This is a genomic window from Flavobacterium frigidum, assembly GCF_048286795.2.
The window spans coordinates 542666-563373 of the sequence record NZ_JBLVPT020000001.1; the positions used below are offsets into that span (position 1 = coordinate 542666).

Annotated in this window: 19 protein-coding genes; 3 read left to right on the forward strand and 16 right to left on the reverse strand. The window is 34.6% G+C overall.

Annotation, left to right across the window (positions count from 1 at the left end; all coding sequences use genetic code 11):
• Positions 1 to 86: 86 nt before the first annotated feature.
• From ACNQGB_RS02485 to uvrC, 7 genes are all read right to left on the reverse strand, one after another.
• Positions 87 to 1307 carry a M23 family metallopeptidase gene (locus ACNQGB_RS02485; RefSeq protein WP_417945380.1) on the reverse strand — a complete coding sequence of 407 codons (1221 nt, stop codon included), beginning with the start codon at positions 1305 to 1307 and terminating at the stop codon, positions 87 to 89.
• A gap of 20 nt (positions 1308 to 1327) precedes the next feature.
• Complete coding sequence (locus ACNQGB_RS02490; RefSeq protein WP_417945381.1) at positions 1328 to 2263, reverse strand: tryptophan 2,3-dioxygenase family protein; 936 nt, start codon at positions 2261 to 2263, stop codon at positions 1328 to 1330.
• A complete protein-coding gene (locus ACNQGB_RS02495; protein ID WP_417945383.1) occupies positions 2263 to 3033 on the reverse strand; it encodes a DUF3108 domain-containing protein in 771 nt (256 codons plus the stop codon). The genes ACNQGB_RS02490 and ACNQGB_RS02495 overlap by 1 nt, the downstream gene beginning before the upstream one ends.
• A gap of 292 nt (positions 3034 to 3325) precedes the next feature.
• Entirely contained in the window at positions 3326 to 4486 is a 1161-nt protein-coding gene (gene hppD / locus ACNQGB_RS02500; protein ID WP_417945385.1) for a 4-hydroxyphenylpyruvate dioxygenase, read from the reverse strand.
• A 211-nt stretch (positions 4487 to 4697) separates the two neighbouring features.
• The gene (locus ACNQGB_RS02505; RefSeq protein ID WP_417945386.1) at positions 4698 to 5855 is read right to left on the reverse strand and encodes a homogentisate 1,2-dioxygenase; all 1158 of its coding nucleotides are present in this window, start codon (positions 5853 to 5855) and stop codon (positions 4698 to 4700) included.
• Between the two features lie 188 nt (positions 5856 to 6043).
• The gene (locus tag ACNQGB_RS02510) at positions 6044 to 8416 is read right to left on the reverse strand and encodes a patatin-like phospholipase family protein (RefSeq protein ID WP_417945388.1); all 2373 of its coding nucleotides are present in this window, start codon (positions 8414 to 8416) and stop codon (positions 6044 to 6046) included.
• A gap of 7 nt (positions 8417 to 8423) precedes the next feature.
• Positions 8424 to 10217, reverse strand: a complete 1794-nt coding sequence (uvrC, locus tag ACNQGB_RS02515) for an excinuclease ABC subunit UvrC (RefSeq protein WP_417945390.1) — start codon at positions 10215 to 10217, stop codon at positions 8424 to 8426.
• Between the two features lie 126 nt (positions 10218 to 10343).
• Here uvrC and ACNQGB_RS02520 point away from each other — a divergent pair, with 126 nt between their 5' ends.
• Together ACNQGB_RS02520 and ACNQGB_RS02525 are read left to right on the forward strand one after the other, a co-directional pair.
• Positions 10344 to 11327: a succinylglutamate desuccinylase/aspartoacylase family protein gene (locus ACNQGB_RS02520; protein ID WP_417945391.1), complete on the forward strand. Its 984-nt coding sequence runs from the start codon at positions 10344 to 10346 to the stop codon at positions 11325 to 11327.
• Entirely contained in the window at positions 11317 to 11883 is a 567-nt protein-coding gene (locus ACNQGB_RS02525) for a 5-formyltetrahydrofolate cyclo-ligase (protein WP_417945393.1), read from the forward strand. The genes ACNQGB_RS02520 and ACNQGB_RS02525 overlap by 11 nt, the downstream gene beginning before the upstream one ends.
• A gap of 19 nt (positions 11884 to 11902) precedes the next feature.
• Here ACNQGB_RS02525 and ACNQGB_RS02530 read toward each other — a convergent pair whose 3' ends face one another.
• Positions 11903 to 12403 carry a CAP domain-containing protein gene (locus tag ACNQGB_RS02530; RefSeq protein WP_417945395.1) on the reverse strand — a complete coding sequence of 167 codons (501 nt, stop codon included), beginning with the start codon at positions 12401 to 12403 and terminating at the stop codon, positions 11903 to 11905.
• Positions 12404 to 12784: 381 nt separating this feature from the next.
• Here ACNQGB_RS02530 and ACNQGB_RS02535 point away from each other — a divergent pair, with 381 nt between their 5' ends.
• A complete protein-coding gene (locus ACNQGB_RS02535) occupies positions 12785 to 12979 on the forward strand; it encodes a hypothetical protein (protein WP_417945397.1) in 195 nt (64 codons plus the stop codon).
• 67 nt (positions 12980 to 13046) lie between these two features.
• Here ACNQGB_RS02535 and ACNQGB_RS02540 read toward each other — a convergent pair whose 3' ends face one another.
• The 8 genes from ACNQGB_RS02540 to ACNQGB_RS02575 form a co-directional block, all read right to left on the reverse strand.
• Entirely contained in the window at positions 13047 to 13643 is a 597-nt protein-coding gene (locus ACNQGB_RS02540; protein WP_417945399.1) for a lipoprotein signal peptidase, read from the reverse strand.
• Between the two features lie 113 nt (positions 13644 to 13756).
• The gene (locus tag ACNQGB_RS02545; RefSeq protein WP_099714108.1) at positions 13757 to 14137 is read right to left on the reverse strand and encodes a TraR/DksA family transcriptional regulator; all 381 of its coding nucleotides are present in this window, start codon (positions 14135 to 14137) and stop codon (positions 13757 to 13759) included.
• 6 nt (positions 14138 to 14143) lie between these two features.
• Positions 14144 to 17608, reverse strand: coding sequence for an isoleucine--tRNA ligase (gene ileS, locus ACNQGB_RS02550; RefSeq protein ID WP_472777055.1), 3465 nt, complete (start codon positions 17606 to 17608; stop codon positions 14144 to 14146).
• 128 nt (positions 17609 to 17736) lie between these two features.
• Positions 17737 to 17937: a helix-turn-helix transcriptional regulator gene (locus tag ACNQGB_RS02555; protein ID WP_309755511.1), complete on the reverse strand. Its 201-nt coding sequence runs from the start codon at positions 17935 to 17937 to the stop codon at positions 17737 to 17739.
• Positions 17927 to 18379 (reverse strand): hypothetical protein, encoded by a 453-nt coding sequence (locus tag ACNQGB_RS02560; protein ID WP_309755513.1) that lies wholly within the window; start codon positions 18377 to 18379, stop codon positions 17927 to 17929. Before ACNQGB_RS02560 ends, ACNQGB_RS02555 begins: the two co-directional genes overlap by 11 nt.
• Positions 18380 to 19019: 640 nt before the next feature.
• Positions 19020 to 19403 (reverse strand): hypothetical protein, encoded by a 384-nt coding sequence (locus ACNQGB_RS02565; RefSeq protein WP_417946776.1) that lies wholly within the window; start codon positions 19401 to 19403, stop codon positions 19020 to 19022.
• Positions 19404 to 19591: 188 nt separating this feature from the next.
• The gene (locus ACNQGB_RS02570) at positions 19592 to 20053 is read right to left on the reverse strand and encodes a GNAT family N-acetyltransferase (RefSeq protein WP_417946777.1); all 462 of its coding nucleotides are present in this window, start codon (positions 20051 to 20053) and stop codon (positions 19592 to 19594) included.
• Between the two features lie 54 nt (positions 20054 to 20107).
• Entirely contained in the window at positions 20108 to 20599 is a 492-nt protein-coding gene (locus ACNQGB_RS02575; protein ID WP_417946778.1) for a GNAT family N-acetyltransferase, read from the reverse strand.
• Positions 20600 to 20708 lie beyond the last annotated feature (109 nt).

The following is a 20708-nucleotide window of genomic DNA, read 5'->3' on the forward strand; positions in this document are numbered from 1 at the left end:
CCATCAGATACTATTCATTTACCGCTGAAATCAAATGACTACGTGTTTACCAAAATAAGTTCTAACTCGAGTGTTGATGGATACGGTTATAGATTTGCAAGACTGTCCAATTCGAATTTCAGTGGAGAGATTTTATTCATAAAATTTCTTTTATTGCTTCCCGTCATAGGTTCTCCAGTTGGCAATTTTAATCGCAAGGCATCAACTTGAACACCATTTTTCCAAAAGCGATAGCACACATGAGGACCAGTGGCAAGACCAGTACTTCCTACTAAACCAATAACTTGTCCTTGACTGACACGTTGCCCTCGTCTCACAAGTATTTTAGACATGTGCAGGTACTGTGTCGAAAAAGTTCCGTTATGTTTTACTTTTACAAAATTTCCATTTCCGGCTGTAAAACCGCTTTGCTCTACAACTCCACCTGCCGTAGCGGCTATGGGAGTGCCCCGAGGTGCCGCATAATCCGTTCCCTTGTGCGCTTTCCAGCGGTGCTGTACCGGATGAAATCTACTCGTAGAAAACCGAGAAGAAATTCTACTGAATTTTATAGGTGACTTCAGAAAGAAATTTTTAAGTGTTTTCCCTTGCTCGTCATAATAATCTACTTTACCTGATGTGGCATTTTGAACAAAAGGAAAAGCATAAATAATTTTTCCTTTGTATTCAAAAAAAGAAGCTTCTAGTTCCTCTACGCCATCATACACGGTATCATTAATGAATCGCTCCGTAAAAATTAGCGCAAAACGATCCCCTTTTTTGAGCTTCATGAAATCAATAGAATAGGCATAGATTTTTGTTATTTTACTGGCTAGAGCACCTTCAATTCTAGCATTCCCTAAAGTTTCAGATAATGATTCCTTGAGAACTCCGCCAATGGATCGACGTTTTATGGTGATTGGTTTTATTTTTTTATAAACAGTTACAGCCATATCTCTAAAATCAACCACATAATAGCTCAAATTATCCGGTTGGTAGATAAAAACCTGTAAATCATTCTTCTTGTTTTTGGATCGAAGCATCGTAAAAGGCTTTTTTATTCTGATGGTTCTCACATCAAAACTATCCTTTACTTTTGCAATAATATCATATACTTGTCGATTTCCAATGTTTTGTTCCTCCAATAAAGTTCCAAAGGTATCTCCTTTTGCCACGGTATCATGAACCACATTAAAATCAGAATAAACAAAACCAAATTCACTTTTTTTAGGAGCACGTTTGACTACTTTTTCTGCTGTTATTTCTTCCGTCTTTTTACATGAAACCAAAGAAAAAAGTATAGTTATAACTATGAATATTTGTTTCAAATCGTTTTTTTTAATTCAATCTACATTTCTACTCCCCAGTTTTTTAATTCATGGCTACTCCACAGTTCAGGAAAAAAAATTCTCTTCTGATATTTTGGATGCATGTATTTTTTCCAGTCACTTCCACCAGTTGCTTCACCATCACCTTTACCGCTTTGTTCAATATATTTTTTTGCAGTATTCAAATGTTGCATTACCCAAGTTATATTTACCGTGTGATCATAATGGCGCATGGCATTTATTAGTTCAGGATTTTTTTGATCTACATCTGGAAGTTGTTTGAATTTTTGCCAAATATTGATGGTGTTGTATTCTTCCATGTGATTTAGAAATAGCGTCTTGTATTTTCTTTCAAACTCTTCCAAAAGAAACGATTTTTTACCCGTATGATATTCTTTTCCGGCTGCTTGCCAATACAAATGCTCTAGTGCAAATTCATACGGTGTGTTTCTATCTATCGAATCTCTATAACGGTGATCTATAAGATTTATTAGGTCTGTAGATGAAAATTCTATTAAACGGTACTGCGCACTTTGAAAACCACTTGCAGGAGTAAGCGTATTTCTAAATTTCATATACTGGTCTACTTCCATTCCGTCACCCATAATGCTAAAAGAATTGGTTAGCATATCAAAATAGCGACTGATTCGCATTAATCTTTCTGTAAAAAAATCAGTTTGAATATTTTCACAATAGGAAATTTGGCGCATTTCCCAAAGTATCATTTTAAAAATCAATTCGTTGACTTGGTGATACATAATAAAAACCATCTCATCGGGAAGAGTGGTTCTTTGTATTTGCAAATTCAGTAAAGCATCGGTTTGAATGTAATCCCAATAGGTAATTGGTTTTGACCATAATAACCCTTCCAGCTGCGTTTCTGTTTTTTGATTAATTGCTTGGTATTTAGTTTCAATTTCTTTTAAAATCGCCTCCGAAGTAGCATTGTCGTTCATTATTTGTTTGTTTTAAAAGGATTTTTCAGTCCTCTATAGGCTTCTATATCTGCTTTTATGGATCCTACTGCTAGGCTGGCTTTTATCCTAATGGGCAATTTATTATCGTCATCAGAAATCCAAACCGTTAAACTCTCTTGTTCTTTAAACACTCGTCCTGATTGTACTAAAGGTCTAAAAACCATAGTAGACACGTTACCAAATTTAGTAGCAATGGTTTCACGACCCATAAATTTGAGTTTAAATTTTGTTGTTTCATCATCAAAAAACATATCGATTGCAACTGACTCACCTACTTTTAGTTTGTCAATTCCAGGATAATTTCTTAAATAATAGAACGTAGATAAAATATCTTGCGTGTTTTTTGGAACAAAAAGTGTTTTTTCTTTTTTGTTTTTATAATCCTTAACAAGAACTTTGTTTGCAGCCTGATTAAAAAATCCTTCTTGGTTTTTGGTATAACCGCCTTCATTGATTTTTCGAACAAACTGATACGGATTTCTGGTATCCTTATCAATGTAGCTTTCATACAAATCGTCGACTTTAAAAAAAAATCGAGACATTCCTGTGGTATAGCCTTTCCCTACTACGTGAAAAGTTTTTTTGTTATTGAGTGTAGCATCTTTTACTTCTAAAGTAGCGTAACCGGCGTTCACAATTCCATAATGAATTCTAAACTTAAACCATTCGCCAGCAGCGTAAGCATCTTCTTGGGGAGTATCAAAACTTGCTGTTAGTATCAATACAAAAAATAAAATCAGTTTTTTCATTATTTTTTTTGTCAATTTATTGATTGTATAAGCAAATTTTATTCCAAATATATTAAAACAAAAAAACTCAGTCAAGTAATGACTGAGTTTTTATGCTATTAACTAACCAAAAAACTATAAACTATGAAATTTATATGAAATCAGGAAGGAAACCACCCCTTCTCTTTTTGCGAGTGCAAAGGTAGCTAACAAATTCAGTTATTTTAGCGAAAAATAAAGTTTAACACAACATTTACCAAGAAATAGGTTGCTTATTGGTTATTTTTTCACAATATGTAAAAATAATGCTTTTTTATAACGTTCCTCGCAATTGCTGTTCTCTCTCAATTGACTCAAAAAGAGCTTTAAAGTTTCCTGCACCAAACCCTTTGGCACCCATTCTTTGAATAATTTCAAAAAACAAAGTTGGTCTATCTTGTACTGGCTTGGTAAATATTTGCAATAAATACCCGTCCTCATCAGCATCGACCATGATGGCTAGTTTTTCAATTTCGTTAATATCTTCTTTCATCATTCCCATATGCGCACCAAGACGCTCCGGTATAGCTTCATAATACGTATGTGGCGGAGCAGATAAAAATTCGATCCCTCTTGCTTTCAATTGCGATACCGTTTTGATAATATCATCTGTTGCAATAGCGATATGCTGAATTCCAGGTCCGCCATAAAAGTCAAGGTATTCCTCAATTTGTGATTTTTTCTTTCCTTCGGCAGGTTCGTTGATTGGGAATTTGATTCTACCGTTTCCGTTTGACATTACTTTACTCATCAATGCTGAATATTCCGTATTGATTTGTTTGTCATCAAAAGAGAGGAAATTTACAAATCCCATTACTTCTTCATAAAACTTAACCCAAGTATTCATTTCGTTCCAACCCACATTTCCTACCATGTGATCAATATACTTTAATCCAGTTGGTTCCGGATTGTAATCGGATTTCCATTCCTTGTAGCCAGGTAGGAAAACGCCCGTATAATTTTTGCGCTCCACAAAAATATGCACCGTTTCGCCGTAGGTATAAATTCCGGAACGTACTACTTCTCCAAATTCATCTTTCTCTACCGTTGGCTCCATAAAAGAACGGGCACCACGTTTCATCGTTTCTTCGTACGCACTTGTTGCATCTTCTACCCATAGCGCTGCTACTTTTACACCATCGCCATGTTTTCTCAAATGGTCGTGAATAGGCGAATCTTGCGTTAATGGCGTAGTAAGCACGATGCGAATTTTATCTTGTTTTAACACATACGATGTTCTATCTCGTACTCCGGTTTCTAATCCGGCATACGCCAAAGACTGATACCCGAAAGCAGTTTTATAATAATGTGCGGATTGCTTTGCGTTTCCTACGTAGAATTCTACATAATCGGTTCCTAGTAACGGAAGGAAATCTTGTGCGCCTTCAAATATTTTTTCTAGTCCGTATTCTACTGATTTTACTTCTTTGCTCATTGTGATTTATTTTTTGATTCGGCACTTCTCGTTTTGGAACGCGGATGACGCGGATAAAACAGATGTACACGGATTTATTAATTTAAAAAAAAGTTGTTATTATTCTAAAGCCCTAGCCCTGATAAAAGTGAAAATCCTTTTTTGAGGTTTTTTTAACCCAAAAAAAAAATGTAATCTCGTCTTTTAGGACGAGACAGGAAATAGCTCCTTATTACTCTACCCAAGATTTATAGTACTGACCGTCATCTAATCCCATCGCCTCTTCGGTGACCATCAAAGGACGAAATGTATCTACCATTACCGCTAGTTCGTGGGTTTCCGTGTGACCTATACTGCGTTCCATAGCTCCTGGTGCAGGTCCGTGAGGAATGCCTTTGGGATGCAATGTAATGTGACCTTGCTCAATATTGTTGCGAGACATAAAATCGCCATCTACATAATACAAAACCTCATCACTATCAATATTGCTATGATTGTAAGGTGCTGGAATAGATTTTGGGTGGTAGTCATACAGTCTTGGACAGAACGAACACACAACGAAAGTAGCTGTTTCGAAGGTTTGATGTACTGGTGGTGGCTGATGCACACGACCTGTAATAGGCTCAAAATTGTGAATGCTAAAGCCGTATGGGAAATTGTACCCGTCCCAACCTACTACGTCAAAGGGATGTGTGGCATAAACCACCTCGTGCATCATGCCTTCTTTTTTTATTTTAATCAGGAAATCTCCTTTTTCGTCATGTGTTTCTAATTCGTTAGGCAAAATAAAATCACGCTCGCAAAAAGGAGAATGCTCTAAGTGCTGACCTGATTCGTTTTTATATCTTTTTGGGGTATAAAAAGGAGCAAAAGATTCTACATAGAACAAACGGTTTTCTTCAGTATCAAAATCAATTTGGTAAATCATTCCGCGAGGAATTATCAAGTAATCGCCATACTCAAAAGGAATGTTCCCCAGCATGGTGCGTAATTTTCCTTTTCCTTTATGGATGAAAATCATTTCATCGGCATCGGCATTTTTATAGAAATAGTTGCGCAATGATTGTCTTGGAGCAGCCAATCCTATTGTACAATCTTTATTGACCAACATGGGTATGCGGCTGTCTAAAAAATCATCTTCGGGTTTTAGTTCAAAACCTTTTAACAATAATGATTTGATGTTTTTACCAATAGCAATTTTAGGCTCAACCGAGTATGATTTTAGAATTTCTTTGACTTGTGTTGGTCTATGTACATGATAGAGTAATGAGGAATGCCCGTGAAATCCTTCGGTGCCAAAGAGCTGTTCGTAATATAAACCTCCATTTGGTTTTTCGAATTGTGTATGTCTTTTTTGGGGAAAGGTCCCTAATTTGTGGTATAAAGGCATGATTTTTTTTGTTTAAAGTTAAAGTTTACAAGTTTATGGTTGTACCGAACTAAACTTATTTAATTAAATCAAAAAAATACAATCTATTCAGGATTCCTCTTTATAAGGAATTGCAGATATCCTAATAAACCGCTCCAAGTTGTTTTCATGATAACAAATATCGGAATTAATATTGAATTACATTACAATTAAAACAAAAACCCAATACTAAACCAGGTATATCCTTTTGCATTTTCTGGGGACCATGAATACTTCATTTCTATAGGCCCAATGATTGTCTCTAAACCATATCCTACAGCATAACCAGAATATTTAGGGATTGAAATCCAATCAACACTTTCAAAAATACGGTCTCCCACATTTGCAAAATTTGCCGAAAAATTGACATGGTTTTTTTTATAAAACTCATAATCAATGGTTCCGGTTGATTTTATATAACTGTTTGCTGCAATACTTAAATAATCATATCCATAAAAATATTTAAAATTATTGATAAGATTATAGCCGTAACCCCCTAAAATAAAATTAAAAAATGAAATGCTTTCATTACCAAATGAAAAACCTGCATCGGTATGGAATTTAAAAGTTGCATTTTTAAAAAGTGTTGCTGCGACCCCAACATCTGCTTTTGCTATGGAAAAAGGTTGAAAATTTCCTGTATAATTAGAAGATACCAGATACGACTGAATGTCACCAGAAAAACACCATCCTTTTTTTGGAAAATATTTATTGTCAAAAGAATCATATTTCAAGTAGCCAAAAAGACTGAAATACGTACTGTTATCTATAGTAGGATTTACATTTGACAATGTCTCTGATTTAATTTTTAAATACTTTAATTCAGCTCCTCCACCTATTAAAAACTTATTGACAAACAAAGATTGAAAATACGCTTGATTGGTTAAATCTTGAAAATCTACATTGATGCTATTTATGCCTAATGAACCTAGATCAAGGCTGCTTATTTCTTTGGCTACATTTCTATTGAATTGATTGAACTGGGACTTGAATCCAAAACTCAAATTAAAACCCTGCTCAATATAATAATCCAAATTGTATCTAATATTGTCTCCAAAAACCAAATCGAGAGAAGTTCTGTCGTTTTTAAAAAAAGTTTTCTTGTGGGTTAGGTTAATCAAAACAGCACTCTTGAATAAATTATCATAATGCAACCCAAATTTTAGATACGTTTTTGAGGCATTTTCTGTAAGTGTTAAATTTAAATTATCTTCATTCTTATTTTTATCTAATGAATACGAAATCGAACTAAAATTTTGAGTAGCATTGATGTTATTAATGCCTATAATTAAATCATCATAACAGGTTTTAGTTCCGGGCTTAAATTTTAATTTTCCAATGACATACTCTTTTGTATAGTTATCGAGTTCGTTACTATTGATTTCTCTTATCTGCAAACTGTCTGACTGTAATATCAGTTTTGGTTTTTTGTATGGAGTAGATTTGCCTGCTATTTTTTTTAATTGCTCATAAACGGCAAATGTGGCTTCTTCGCCTTTCCTTATTATTTCTTTTCCTTTATCAAATGAAATCACACCGTACTGCGATATATCTGGTTTGATGTAAATGTCGGTATCAACAATATTGCGTTGCATTCGCTCTATTGAATTGAGATTGTTAATTTGTACTAGAATTTTTGTTGCATCTTTAAGTTGGCTTCTATCCAATAAACCGTCTTGTACATCGACTCCTATGATGATATCTGCACCTAATTTTCGCACCTCCTCAATAGGATAGTTGTTAATTACGCCACCATCTACCAGCAGTTTACCGTCAATTTCTATAGGGCTAAACAACGATGGAAATGCTGAACTTGCAATCATTGCTTGGGCCAAATTTCCTTTATTCAACACCACTTGTTCTCCAGTTTCTATATTTGTTCCGATACATAAAAACGGAATTGGAAGTTTATTAAAATCCTTTATGTGTCTTGAATTTCTAGTGATTCTACTCAACAAATTGTAATTATACATTCCTTTGGATAAGGCTTCTGGAATTCCGATTTTCATTTTATTAAAAGGCAAAACCAGTGCATACAGCGCCTCATTTCTACGTTCATAAAAATTCTTTGAAGAACGTGGAATAAAATCGTTTAGCAACTCATCAAAATTAGTTGTTTGAAAAATAGAATCAATTTGACTGGCGTTGTACCCAGATGCGTAAAGCCCTCCCACAACGGCACCCATGCTGGTTCCACCTATATAATCAATCTGGACTCCCGCTTCTTCTAAAACTTTTAAAACGCCAATGTGAGCAAATCCTTTTGCACCACCGCCACTTAAGACCAACCCTATTTTAGGTTTTTTTTGGTCTTGTGCCAAGGTGCTTTGCGTAAGAAAGATAAATGTGAATAGATAAACCAGAATAGTAGGAAATAGCACTTTTGAATATAATCTAAAGCCCCAGATAGAAGTAAAAAGCCTTGATAGCGACACTTCTATTTTTTCTTGAAAAAAAAGAGCGACCCTAGAAGCTCCTTTTTTTTTAGTAAAAAAAAAGAAGTGTTGCAGAAAGCTTGAAACGCACAGCTGGAATAGGCTCATAAAAAAACTAGTTTGTATTGTAAAATTCGACAATTTTTTTGGCTTTGGAACTACCTATAACGTCCGAAATTTCCTTTTCTGTTGCTAATTTCAATCTTTTAACACTTTTAAAGTGCTGAATCAAAGTAAGCATGGTTTTTTCTCCAATGCCCGGGATAGATTCTATCGAAGAATTAAGCGCCGCTTTGCTCCGCTGATCGCGGTGATGCGTGATCCCAAAACGGTGCGCCTCGTTCCGCAATTGCTGGATGATCTTGAGGGTTTCAGATTTTTTATCTAAATACAGCGGGATTGAATCTCCTGGATAAAAAAGCTCTTCGAGCCTTTTGGCAATACCGATAATGGCTATTTTGCCTCGCAATCCCAATTCATCAATGCTTTTTAACGCCGATGATAATTGTCCTTTTCCACCATCGATGATGATTAGATTGGGCAAGGGTTGGTTTTCGTCTAACAATCGTTTGTATCTTCTGTAAACTACTTCGGTCATCGAAGCAAAATCATCTGGCCCTTCGACTGTTTTTATATTAAAGTGGCGGTAGTCTTTCTTACTTGGTTTTCCATCCTTAAATACCACACATGCCGCAACAGGATTGGTCCCCTGAATATTTGAGTTATCAAAACATTCAATATGTCTAGGCTCTACGGGCAAACGCAAGTCTTTTTGCATTTGGGCCATAATCCTTTTGGTATGGCGATCTGGATCTACAATTTGCAGTTGTTTGAGCTGCTCGATGCGGTAAAACTTAGCGTTACGAACAGACAAATCTAGAATTTGCTTTTTGTCTCCCAATTGAGGAACCGTAATTTTTATATTCTCACCCAAGTCTACGTGAAAGGGAACAATTACCTCACGGGACAGTAATTGAAAACGTTCGCGCAACTCAATAATAGCTAGTTCTAGTAATTCCTCATCGGTTTCGTCGAGCTTTTTTTTGATTTCCATAGTGTGGGATCGAATGATGGAACCGTGGGAAATTTGCAAGAAGTTGACATAGGCTGCACTTTCATCAGAAACTATCGAAAAGACATCAATATTGGTAATTTTCGGATTGACAATCGTAGAACGGGATTGGTAGTTCTCCAAAATTTCAATTTTCTCTTTGATTTTTTGAGCTTCTTCAAAATGCATGTTCAGTGCCAGATCCGTCATGACACGCTTAAAATCCTTCATGCTTTCTTTGAAATTTCCTTTCAGAATTTCGCGAATCGCATCGACTTGCTTTTGGTAATTTTCTATGGTTTCATGTCCTTCACAAGGCCCCATGCAATTTCCAATATGGTATTCGAGACACACCTTAAATTTTCCACTATCGATGTTGCTCTTACTTAAATCATAGTTGCACGTGCGTAGTGGATACAATTCTTTTATTAATTCTAATATGGTAGAAACCGTCTTAAAACTCGTGTAGGGACCAAAATATTCCGATCCGTCTTTGACCATTCTTCGAGTAGCAAATATGCGTGAAAAAGGTTCTTTCTTGATGCACAACCACGGATAACTCTTGTCGTCACGTAGCAACACATTATAACGGGGTTGCATGGTTTTTATCAGATTGTTTTCTAGTAAAAGTGCATCAGTTTCGGTAGGAACTACAATGTGTTTGATGGTTACAATTTTCTTAACCAATACATTGGTTTTGGCCGTATCGTGAATTTTATTGAAATACGAAGAAACTCTTTTCTTTAAATTCTTAGCCTTTCCTACATACAAAATCTTGCCTTCCTTGTCGTAATATTGGTACACACCAGGATTGTCTGGCAAGGTCTGGATTTGAAGGGCTAAAGAAGTTGGATTCATGAAACAAAGTTAATCTCAAAAATCACGAAATACAAATCAATACTCTCGAATTCTTTTTGATAAATTTTTTCTAGAATTTTAGTTCCTACTACCTTATTATCCTTATTTTTATCTTTTCAAGATCCTATGATAAAAACCAAGAACACACCGATAGTAATTTTCGGCGAAAGCATTATTCCAGGTGAAAGCAAAACCATCAATGTAGAGATTGCGCGACTACACACCACTACAAAATTGAACATTCCCGTTATTGTAAGACGATCTAAAATTGATGGTCCGGTGGTGCTTTTTTCAGCAGGAATTCATGGAGATGAAATTAATGGAGTCGAAATTATTCGGCAATTGATCAGCAAGAAAATAAACCGACCAAAAAAAGGAACTATTATTTGTATCCCTATCATCAACGTATATGGATTCGTCAATAAATCTCGAGAATTTCCAGATGGTCGAGACTTGAATCGGGTTTTTCCGGGAAGCAAAACTGGATCTTTGGCAAGTCGATTTGCCTTTCATATTTTAAGTGAAATTATGCCTATTGTAAATTACGCAGTCGATTTTCATGCCGGCGGTGCCAGCCGTTTTAATGCACCACAAATACGAATTTCACCTAGCAATCCAGAGTTAAAACTTTTGGCCGATGTTTTTAATGCGCCATTCACATTGTATTCTAGAAATATCATAGGCTCTTTTAGGAATTCGAGCGAACGTATGAATGTGAAAATGTTACTTTTTGAAGGCGGTAAATCATTAGACATCAATAATGCAGTTGCTGATGAAGGCGTAAATGGTGCCAAACGAATCCTAGCCCATCTTGAGATGTTAGACCCTAAACACACGATATCTAAACCAAATTCACCATCAATTTATATTGAAAAATCGGGCTGGATTAGAGCCAAATGTTCTGGATTATTGCACGACTATAATACAATTGGTACTTTTGTAAAAAAGGGAACTGTATTAGCAATCATTACCGATCCTTACGGAAAATTTGAACGAAAAGTGAAAGCACCAAATGACGGTTACGTGATTAACGCGAACCATTCCCCGATTGTTTACGAAGGGGATGCTATTTACCACTTATCTAATACTAATGGAGAAGATGAAGAATAAAACTGAATTGCGACAGGAATACAAAAGGTTGCGTCACTTACTTTCTGACACTGATATTGAGGAAAAGAGTTTGGCTGTAGCCAATAAAATACTGACACTTCCTATAGGGGAGAACACTTATTTCCATATTTTCTTGCCTATTACAGAACAAAAAGAGGTAAATACCGAATTTATTTTGCACTTACTATCCGGAAAAGACAAAGAAATTATCGTTTCAAAGGCCGATTTTGAAACCAGAAAAATGACTCATTTTTTATTAACTGATAATACTAAAATTAAGAAAAACGAATACAACATTCCCGAACCTGTAGATGGCATTGAAGTTCCCTCACATAAAATTGATGTAGTTTTTGTACCTCTTTTGGCTTTCGACAAAAAAGGACATCGTGTAGGTTATGGCAAAGGTTTTTATGACATTTTTTTATCCCAATGCAAACCCGATGTGGTAAAAATTGGCCTATCCTTTTTTGAACCTGAGGAATTGATTGAAGGTATTTTTGAAGGCGACGTACAATTGGATTATTGCGTAACTCCTGCTTCAATTTATAAATTCTAATTATAAGACTTTAAAAGTATTAGATTTTTACAAAAATGTTAGTGTAATATTTTTTTCCTGTTGTAGTGTTTTCTCGTACTGCAATTCCAAAATGAGTAAAATCCCCTTCAATTGTTACTTTATGACTTGGACTATTTAACCAAGCAGTAAGGGCTTCCTGAGCAGTAGCATAATTATACGCGAGATTTTCACTAACACTTTTTGCACCAACTGCTTTTATAATACTCTCTGATCTGGCCACAAACCCATCATGACTAATTGCATTATTAGCAATCATATAATAATTGTGTTCTTCAGCTTTTTTTGAAATATAATTTATTTTTTGCAAAACTTTCAAACCAATACTCACGCGATGTGCATTGATTAATTTCATTTCCTCTAATTCAATTTCATTATAAATGAAGTTCTCATCGAGTAAAGCAGATAATTCTGTATCGGTTGAATTTGTTGAATCTGTAGAGCAACTGTGCAAAGAAATAGCAGTAGTAAATAGGAATAAATAAAATAAACTAAATTTCATAAGGCTTTAATTATGTTGATTTAATTCGGAACACAATTGTACTGTTTGTACTTAACTGCCTCAAAATTAGTATGCAAACATAATAAAAAATCGATTTAAATACCAATTTAATCGATGAATGACCTTTTTTATTTTTAATATAATAAATTTGTCTTTTAATTGCAGTTGAGAAGCACTTTCACTATTTGAAAAACGTGTATGTTTCATTTTAAATTACAATACAATTAATTTGAAGCTATTTGAATTTCCTTATTTAAATTTTAAAGATATAATTACCGGTGTATTAAAAGTGTTGTTGAAATCATATTTCTAAAACTAGATGTGAATTTTATCCGCTTTCATTTTAAATCTGTATTTTTACCAATAAATTTTAGCTAAATCATGCAAATATTCCAAAATTCAAAATCAGTGGTAATCATCTTGGTTTTACTCCTTGCCGTTTCTTTTTCAGGTTGTACTATTCACACTGGAACTAGACAAACTACCTATAAAGCAAAAAAACTTCCTCCAGGTCAAGCCAAAAAAATATATGGTGGTAAAAGCGCTAAACGATACGCACCAGGACAAAATAAATAAGTTTCTAAATGCAAAAGACCTGTTCGTGATTTGAACAGGTCTTTTTTATTAGATAATTACTTTAAATTTATTGTTGATGAAATGCTTTTTTGTTGAAAAAAATCAAGATTCCAACTCCTGTAGATATCGCCATATCGGCAACATTGAAGATGGCATTAAAAAAAGTAAATTCTTTTCCGCCCCAAATAGGCAACCAAGTTGGTAGGGTTCCGTGCCAAAAAGGAAAATAAAGCATGTCGACTACTTTTCCGTGAAACCAAGTCCCGTAAGGCTGATCTGAGAACAAAGTCGCTAATTGTTGCTGACTGTCATCAAAGATAACTCCGTAAAAAACAGAATCAATTATGTTCCCAAAAGCGCCTACAAGAATCAGCGAAATGGCAACAATTAAATAATCAGAGCTCTTCTTTTTTACTGAATCCCACAACCAATACCCTATTCCGCCAACTGCAGCGATTCTAAAAAGAGTTAAAAATAATTTACCGTACGTCCCCGGAATTTGAACTCCCCAAGCCATTCCTTCATTTTCAATGAACAAAATTTTAAACCATTTAAATACTTCAACTTCTTCCCCTAAAATAAAATTAGTTTTAATATAAATTTTAGAGACTTGGTCAACAAGCAATAAGATAAAAATAAGGAGGTATGCTTTTCGTAATGTCATTATGTAAATTTTAAAAGCGTAAAAATAGGTAAATAAAAAAATAAAATTCCAAATCCCAATAATTTAATAAGCAATTATTGGAATTCGGAATCCTGTATGTGATTTAAAACGTATTAACGCTGTAAATTCTTTGCTTCGATACTCATGGTTGCATGAGGAACAATTTTCAATCTTTCTTTCCCTATTAGTTTACCCGTAACTTTACAAACGCCATACGTTTTGTTTTCTACACGGAAAAGTGCGTTTTTCAAATCACGAATAAACTTTTCTTGACGAATCGCCAGTTGTGAGTTTGCTTCTTTAGACATGGTTTCACTTCCTTCCTCAAAGGCTTTAAATGTTGGGGAAGTATCATCTGTCCCGTTATTTAAGTCATTCATATAAGCACTTTTTATTAAATCTAGATCTAATTGCGCTTTTTGAATTTTATTGAGTATTATTTCCTTGAACTCCGCTAAATCAGCTTCGGAGTATTTTGTAGCTTCATCTACCATTTTATATTATTTTGAAATTAAAATCATTGTTTTTATTTCATCAAATTCAATTTCCGTACCGTTTTCTAGTGCATCAACAAAAACCAAATCACTGGTTAAAGTTTCTGATTTAATATACGCTTCGTTTACAAGAATCGCCTCTTCTAAAATTCCATTTCTTTTCAACTGAACTTTAATTTTATCAGTAACTTCAAATCCAGAATCTTTACGGATATTCTGAATTCTATTTACTAACTCTCTGGCAATCCCCTCTTGTTTTAATTCTGATGAAATTGTAATGTCAAGCGCAACCGTTATTCCGTTTGAGTTGGCAACTAACCAACCTTCAATATCTTGTGATGTTATTTCTACATCTTCTAAAGTTAAAATTACGTTATTTCCTGCAATAACAAGATTCAAGCTTCCTTCCTTATCTAACTGACTGATTTGCTCTTTTGAAAACCCTTGTATTTCCTTAGAAATCAAGCCCATATCTTTTCCAAAACGAGGTCCTAGTGCCTTAAAATTGGGTTTAATTTGTTTCACTAAAACACCTGAAGCATCATCAAAAAGTACGATTTCTTTCACGTTTACCTCTGCTTTTATCAAGTCAGAAATAGCTTCGATTTCAACTCTTTGATTGTCGTCAAGTACTGGAATCATTACCTTTTGCAACGGTTGGCGTACCTTTATCATTTCCTTTTTACGGAGTGATAAAACCAATGATGAAATGGTCTGTGCTTTCTGCATTTTGCTCTCTAGTATTTTATTAACATAGTTTTCAACCGAAATTGGAAACTTCGCCAAATGTACACTGTCAAATTTTTCAGTCTGTGTTGCTACCGTTAAGTCTCTGTAAAGTTTGTCCATGAAGAACGGAGCGATTGGCGCACCAAGTTTACTTATGGTTAACAAACAGGTATATAAAGTTTGGTAAGCCGCGATTTTGTCCTGCGCATATTCTCCTTTCCAGAAGCGTCTTCTACACAAACGAACGTACCAATTGCTTAAATTTTCCTGTACAAATTCAGAAATTGCACGAGCTGCTTTCGTTGGTTCATAATCAGCATAAAAACCATCTACTTCTTTGATCAAGGTGTTCAACTCTGAGATAATCCACTGGTCTATTTCAGGTCTTTCGTTTACTGGAATTTCGGCTTCCTCGTACTTAAAACCATCAATATTAGCATACAAACTAAAGAATGAATACGTATTGTATAAAGTTCCAAAGAATTTTCTGCGCACCTCAGCAATTCCTTCTAAGTCAAATTTCAAGTTGTCCCAAGGATTCGCGTTCGATATCATATACCAGCGCGTAGCATCAGGACCATATTCTTTTAAGGTCTCAAAAGGATCTGCGGCATTCCCTAGACGCTTGGACATTTTTTGTCCGTTTTTGTCTAAAACCAGTCCGTTTGAAACTACATTTTTATAGGCTACTTTGTCAAAAACTAAGGTTCCAATAGCGTGTAAGGTATAAAACCAACCACGTGTCTGATCGACACCTTCCGCAATAAAATCAGCTGGAAAATCTTTGTTTTCGTCAATTTTATCTTTGTTTTCAAAAGGATAATGCCATTGTGCATAGGGCATAGAACCCGAATCAAACCAAACATCAATCAAATCAGCTTCACGCTTCATTGGTTTGCCAGAGGCAGAAACCAAGGTGATTTCATCGACTACATTTTTATGCAAATCAACTAAATCGTAATTGGATTCGGCCATATTCCCTATTTCAAACCCTTGGAAAGGATTTGTTGATTGGAAACCTGCTGCAATCGATTTTTCAATTTCGTTGTATAACTCTTCTACTGAACCGATCAAGATTTCTTCTTGATTGTCTTCGGTTCTCCAGATAGGCAAAGGAATTCCCCAGAATCTGGATCGCGATAAATTCCAGTCATTGGCATTTTTCAACCAGTTCCCAAAACGTCCTTCTCCGGTAGCTTTTGGCTTCCAGTTGATGGTTTCGTTTAGATCGAACATTCTGTCCTTAACTTCCGAAATTTTTATAAACCACGAATCCAAAGGATAGTACAAAATAGGTTTGTCTGTTCTCCAACAATGTGGGTAACTGTGCACATATTTTTCTACTTTAAAAGCTTTGTTTTCTTCTTTTAACTGGATAGCGATTTCAACATCTACAGAACGCTCTGGTGCTTCTCCTTCGTTGTAATATTCGTTTTTTACATATTTGCCTGAAAGACCGCCAAGTCCCTTTACAAATTTTCCCTGCAAATCCACTAACGGAACCGGAGTTCCATTTTCGTCTAAAACCAACATTGGTGGAATTTCGGGTGTGGCGTCTTTAGCTACTTTCGCATCATCGGCACCAAAAGTTGGCGAAGTATGTACGATTCCTGTTCCATCTTCGGTAGTAACAAAATCACCTAAAATTACTCTAAAAGCATTTTCAGCATTTTGATACGGAAGCACTAATGGCATTAATTGTTCGTAACGAATATCCACTAAATCAGCTCCTTTGCATTCTGCCAAAACCTGATATGGAATTTTCTTGTCACCTTCTTTAAAATTTTCAAAGTCAGCAGGTTCTGTACTTTCAAAGAATCCTTTTCCGAACTGTTTTCCAACTAAATTCTTAGCTAAAATTAATGTTGCCGGACGAAACGTATATTGATTGAATGTTTTTACCAAAGCATATTCAATTTTTGGACCTACAGTCAAAGCCGTATTACTTGGTAAAGTCCACGGTGTAGTGGTCCAAGCGAGGAAATAAAAATCCCCACCCCAGCCCTCCCCGAAGGGGAGGGAGTCGAGTCCGAAAGCCTTTGATACCGAATTTTCAGTTTCAGCTCCCTCTCCTTTGGAGAGGGTTGGGGAGAGGACTTTAAATTGTGCCACAACCGTCGTATCCGTTACATCTCTATAACTTCCTGGCTGGTTCACTTCATGCGACGATAATCCTGTTCCTGCTTTTGGAGAATACGGCTGGATGGTGTAGCCTTTGTACATCAAATCCTTGTTGTAGATTTGTTTCAAAATCCACCAAACGGTTTCCATGTATTTGGATTTGTACGTTACATACGGATCTTCCATATCTACCCAATACCCCATTTTTTCGGTCAAATCATTCCACACATCGGTATAACGCATCACGGTTTTTTTACATGCTTCGTTGTACTCTTCGATGGTAATCGTTTTTCCTATATCTTCTTTTGTAATTCCTAATTCCTTTTCGGTACCTAATTCTACAGGTAAACCATGCGTATCCCAACCGGCTTTACGCTTTACTTGGAACCCTTTTTGAGTTTTATAACGGCAAAAAATATCTTTAATGGCACGCGCCATCACATGGTGAATTCCCGGTAATCCATTTGCCGAAGGCGGACCTTCAAAAAATACAAACGGAGTACTTCCTTCGCGAGTAGTTACACTTCTCTCAAATATATTTTCTTTCTTCCAAAAATCTAGTACTTCTGATGCTACAGTTGGCAAGTCAAGTCCTTTGTATTCAGTAAATTTTGTGCTCATTTTATCCTTTTCTTTAATCGAAGTGCGAAAGTAATAAATTAAAGTCGAAAGTTGAAAGTCGTAGGTCGAAAGTTACGCTTTAAGCCAAAATCGACCTATTGGGATTTTGTCAAAGAGACAAAACACATTTATTCATCCCCTTCTAATTCAAAAAAATCATTTACTGGTTTGCCAAACAATTTTGATAATTTTAGGGCTAAAACGGTTGAAGGCACAAATCGATTGGTCTCGATAGAATTGATAGTTTGCCTCGAAACGCCTATTTTTTCAGCCAATTCCTCTTGGGTTACATTCAAAATGGCGCGTTCTACCTTGAGTCTATTCTTCATAATAGGCTTTTTTTAACTTTTTGAAAGTTAGAATTTGCATCATAAGTAAAACTCCCAAAACAGAAACATCTTTACTCCCTTCAATTGTAGGCATATCAGATAATAGTACTTTAATTGTAAAATGCACAAATGGAATTGCTAAATAAAATAGTACTGTTCCCAAAACAGCATAATGGAACGATTGCATACGGATTTTTGCAATTAACTCATCTTCTATTTTTTCTCGTGAAATCGAAATAATAAGTGTTCCAAAAACCATTCCTGACAAAGCTATTCTCTCGAATAAATCATGGTATTTATCGTCCAATAGATAGTTTTTACTTGAAGTAACAATTGACAAAATCGAAAGAATAACAATTACCAGCCCAACAATTTTAAACTTATTAGGCAATAAATAACTGGTGAATTTATCAATTTTTGCGATATCGTCTTCTTGTTTCATTTTTGATTCCATAAAGTTTATCGGTTACAGTTTGTTTTCCATAAAGAACAACGAACTAGATTAAAAGACAAATATACTTTACTTTTTGAAATAAAAAAATAAATTTTATGTTATGTTTATCTTTAAGAAAAAACAACCTTAAAATTAATTCATAAAAAAAGAGGACACTACATCCTCTTGATATTTTTTCTTAAAACTTTACGATAACTCAGTAGTTCCAGGTTTTACGCCCTGGAGGACCCCCGCTCGGCGAAGTCTCCCGACTACGACCTTTTCTTGAATGTTCTTGTTATAAGTAAATCTAATAAAAGTCTCTCGACTTTTTCGTAGATGTCTTATTAAATTCAAATCGTTAAGTGATAAATCATAATACTCCATTTTAAATAAAACCAAAAAACTACAAAATAATCCAAACGGTTACTTTGCGTTTTTTTATCCCTTTTGAAAAGCTAATTATTCTAAGGATAGTTATAGTAAAAAGTCGTGAGACTTTTATCACTTTTACGGATGGCAAAACGATTTAAAATGGCGCGAAGTCAGAGACATTCGCGCAGCAGCCCGCAGTCTTTAAGTACTTTTTTTTAAGGACACTTCGAGCAGCGGGGATTGCAAATCTGTGCTATCGGGATTCCTTTGAAAATTAATCAGTGTTAAAGATGGATCTAAAAACGCCTCCAATTGCTCCAATAATCAAACCAGATTTAGCATTACTGGCACCATAAGGATTGAATGAGTCAATTTTAGGGTTTCGAAAATTATTATTGAAATTAATTGTCGATTTAACAAAGCGTGAGGTATCTTTTTTGATGATGAAAATATCATTTTGTTTAGAATTCTGGTTGTATGCTGAAAACAACTCACTAGAGGAGTCTTTAAAATCAAATTTTAATGAAAAAATTTTTATTGTATCATTTTTTTGAGACTGCAGAAAAAAGTTTTTTAGGCATTTTTTAGATATTATATCCGTTTGAGAATACAATATCGAGGTAAAAAAAAACAAGCATAAAATAGAAAATTTTTTCATAATTATTTTTTGGTATAATTGGCGTTATTGTACATCCAGCTCTAAGGTTTCTGCCAACGGATCGCTACTTTGATATGGCAGGAAATTCGTAACCAATCAACTTTTGGTTTTGCAGAAAATATGATACTAAACAGTAATTGCACTAAATCACATACTATAACAAAACCGCTGTTAATGGCAGGAATTATTTAGAAATTAAATTGATAATATAAATATCCTGATAAATATTCTTGCTCTGCAAAACCGAAATTTTCATAAAGATTTTGAGCAGAATAATTGTCGGTTGCAGTGTTCAATGATATAAAATTTGCTCCTTCATTTTTTGCAAAATGTAAAGCTGTATTTAGTAATTTTTCTCCAACACCTTTTTTCCTTTGGTCTATTTCAACATATAAATCTCCAATATGCCAATTTTTTCTAGCGGAAACTGAAGAAAATTTTGGATACAACAGAGTGAAACCGATAGGCTTTGGATTTTCATTCACGAACGCGATATAGATTTGTGCTTCATTTTGTTCTAGACGTTCTTTTATAAATGTTTTTGCAAGTTCGATATCCGAAGGTTGTTTGTAAAATATTCTATATTTATCAAATAATTCAATTACTATTTCACTTTCTAAGGAATTAATTTTTTTTATTTCAATATCCATAATACAATTTTCTTTACGACGCTTTATTATTGTTGATTAAAAGAGCTACTTTTTTTATATGTTAATTTCTTTTTCATATTTATAAAATTCTGGATATTCATTTTGTTCGATTAGTTTGAATTGCATTTTCTCTACTAATTTAATAGATGGAATATTTTCTTTTTTGATTAAACCAATAATTTTTTCGTATTCTAAATTCTCCAAATATTTTGACATAAGTGACATAACTTCTAAGCCGTAACCTAATCTCCAGTAATTTTTGCCGATTGAACAGCCAACCATGCAAATTACACTTGTAATTGGGGTAATAAGAAATGTTCCTATTAACTCATTCGACATTTTTTCTATAATTGCATATCTAAATTCCGTTCCGCTTTTAATATTTTCAATTACTTTTTTAATCATAATAATTGCCTCTTCAATATTTTCAAAGGGCTTACTTCCTCTAAATTTCATCGCTTCTTTATCTGAATAAAGTTCGAAAATTACGTTTACATCATTTTCAGATAATTCTCGGATAAGCAATTTTTCATTTTCTGTAATCATAGTTATTGGTAAATTATTTTTGAAATTTTTCTGTATTTCTATTTAGTTTCTTTTTCGGTGCTTGCCACTATTTCACAAATAAATGCAACTCCATTGCGTATTCACACCC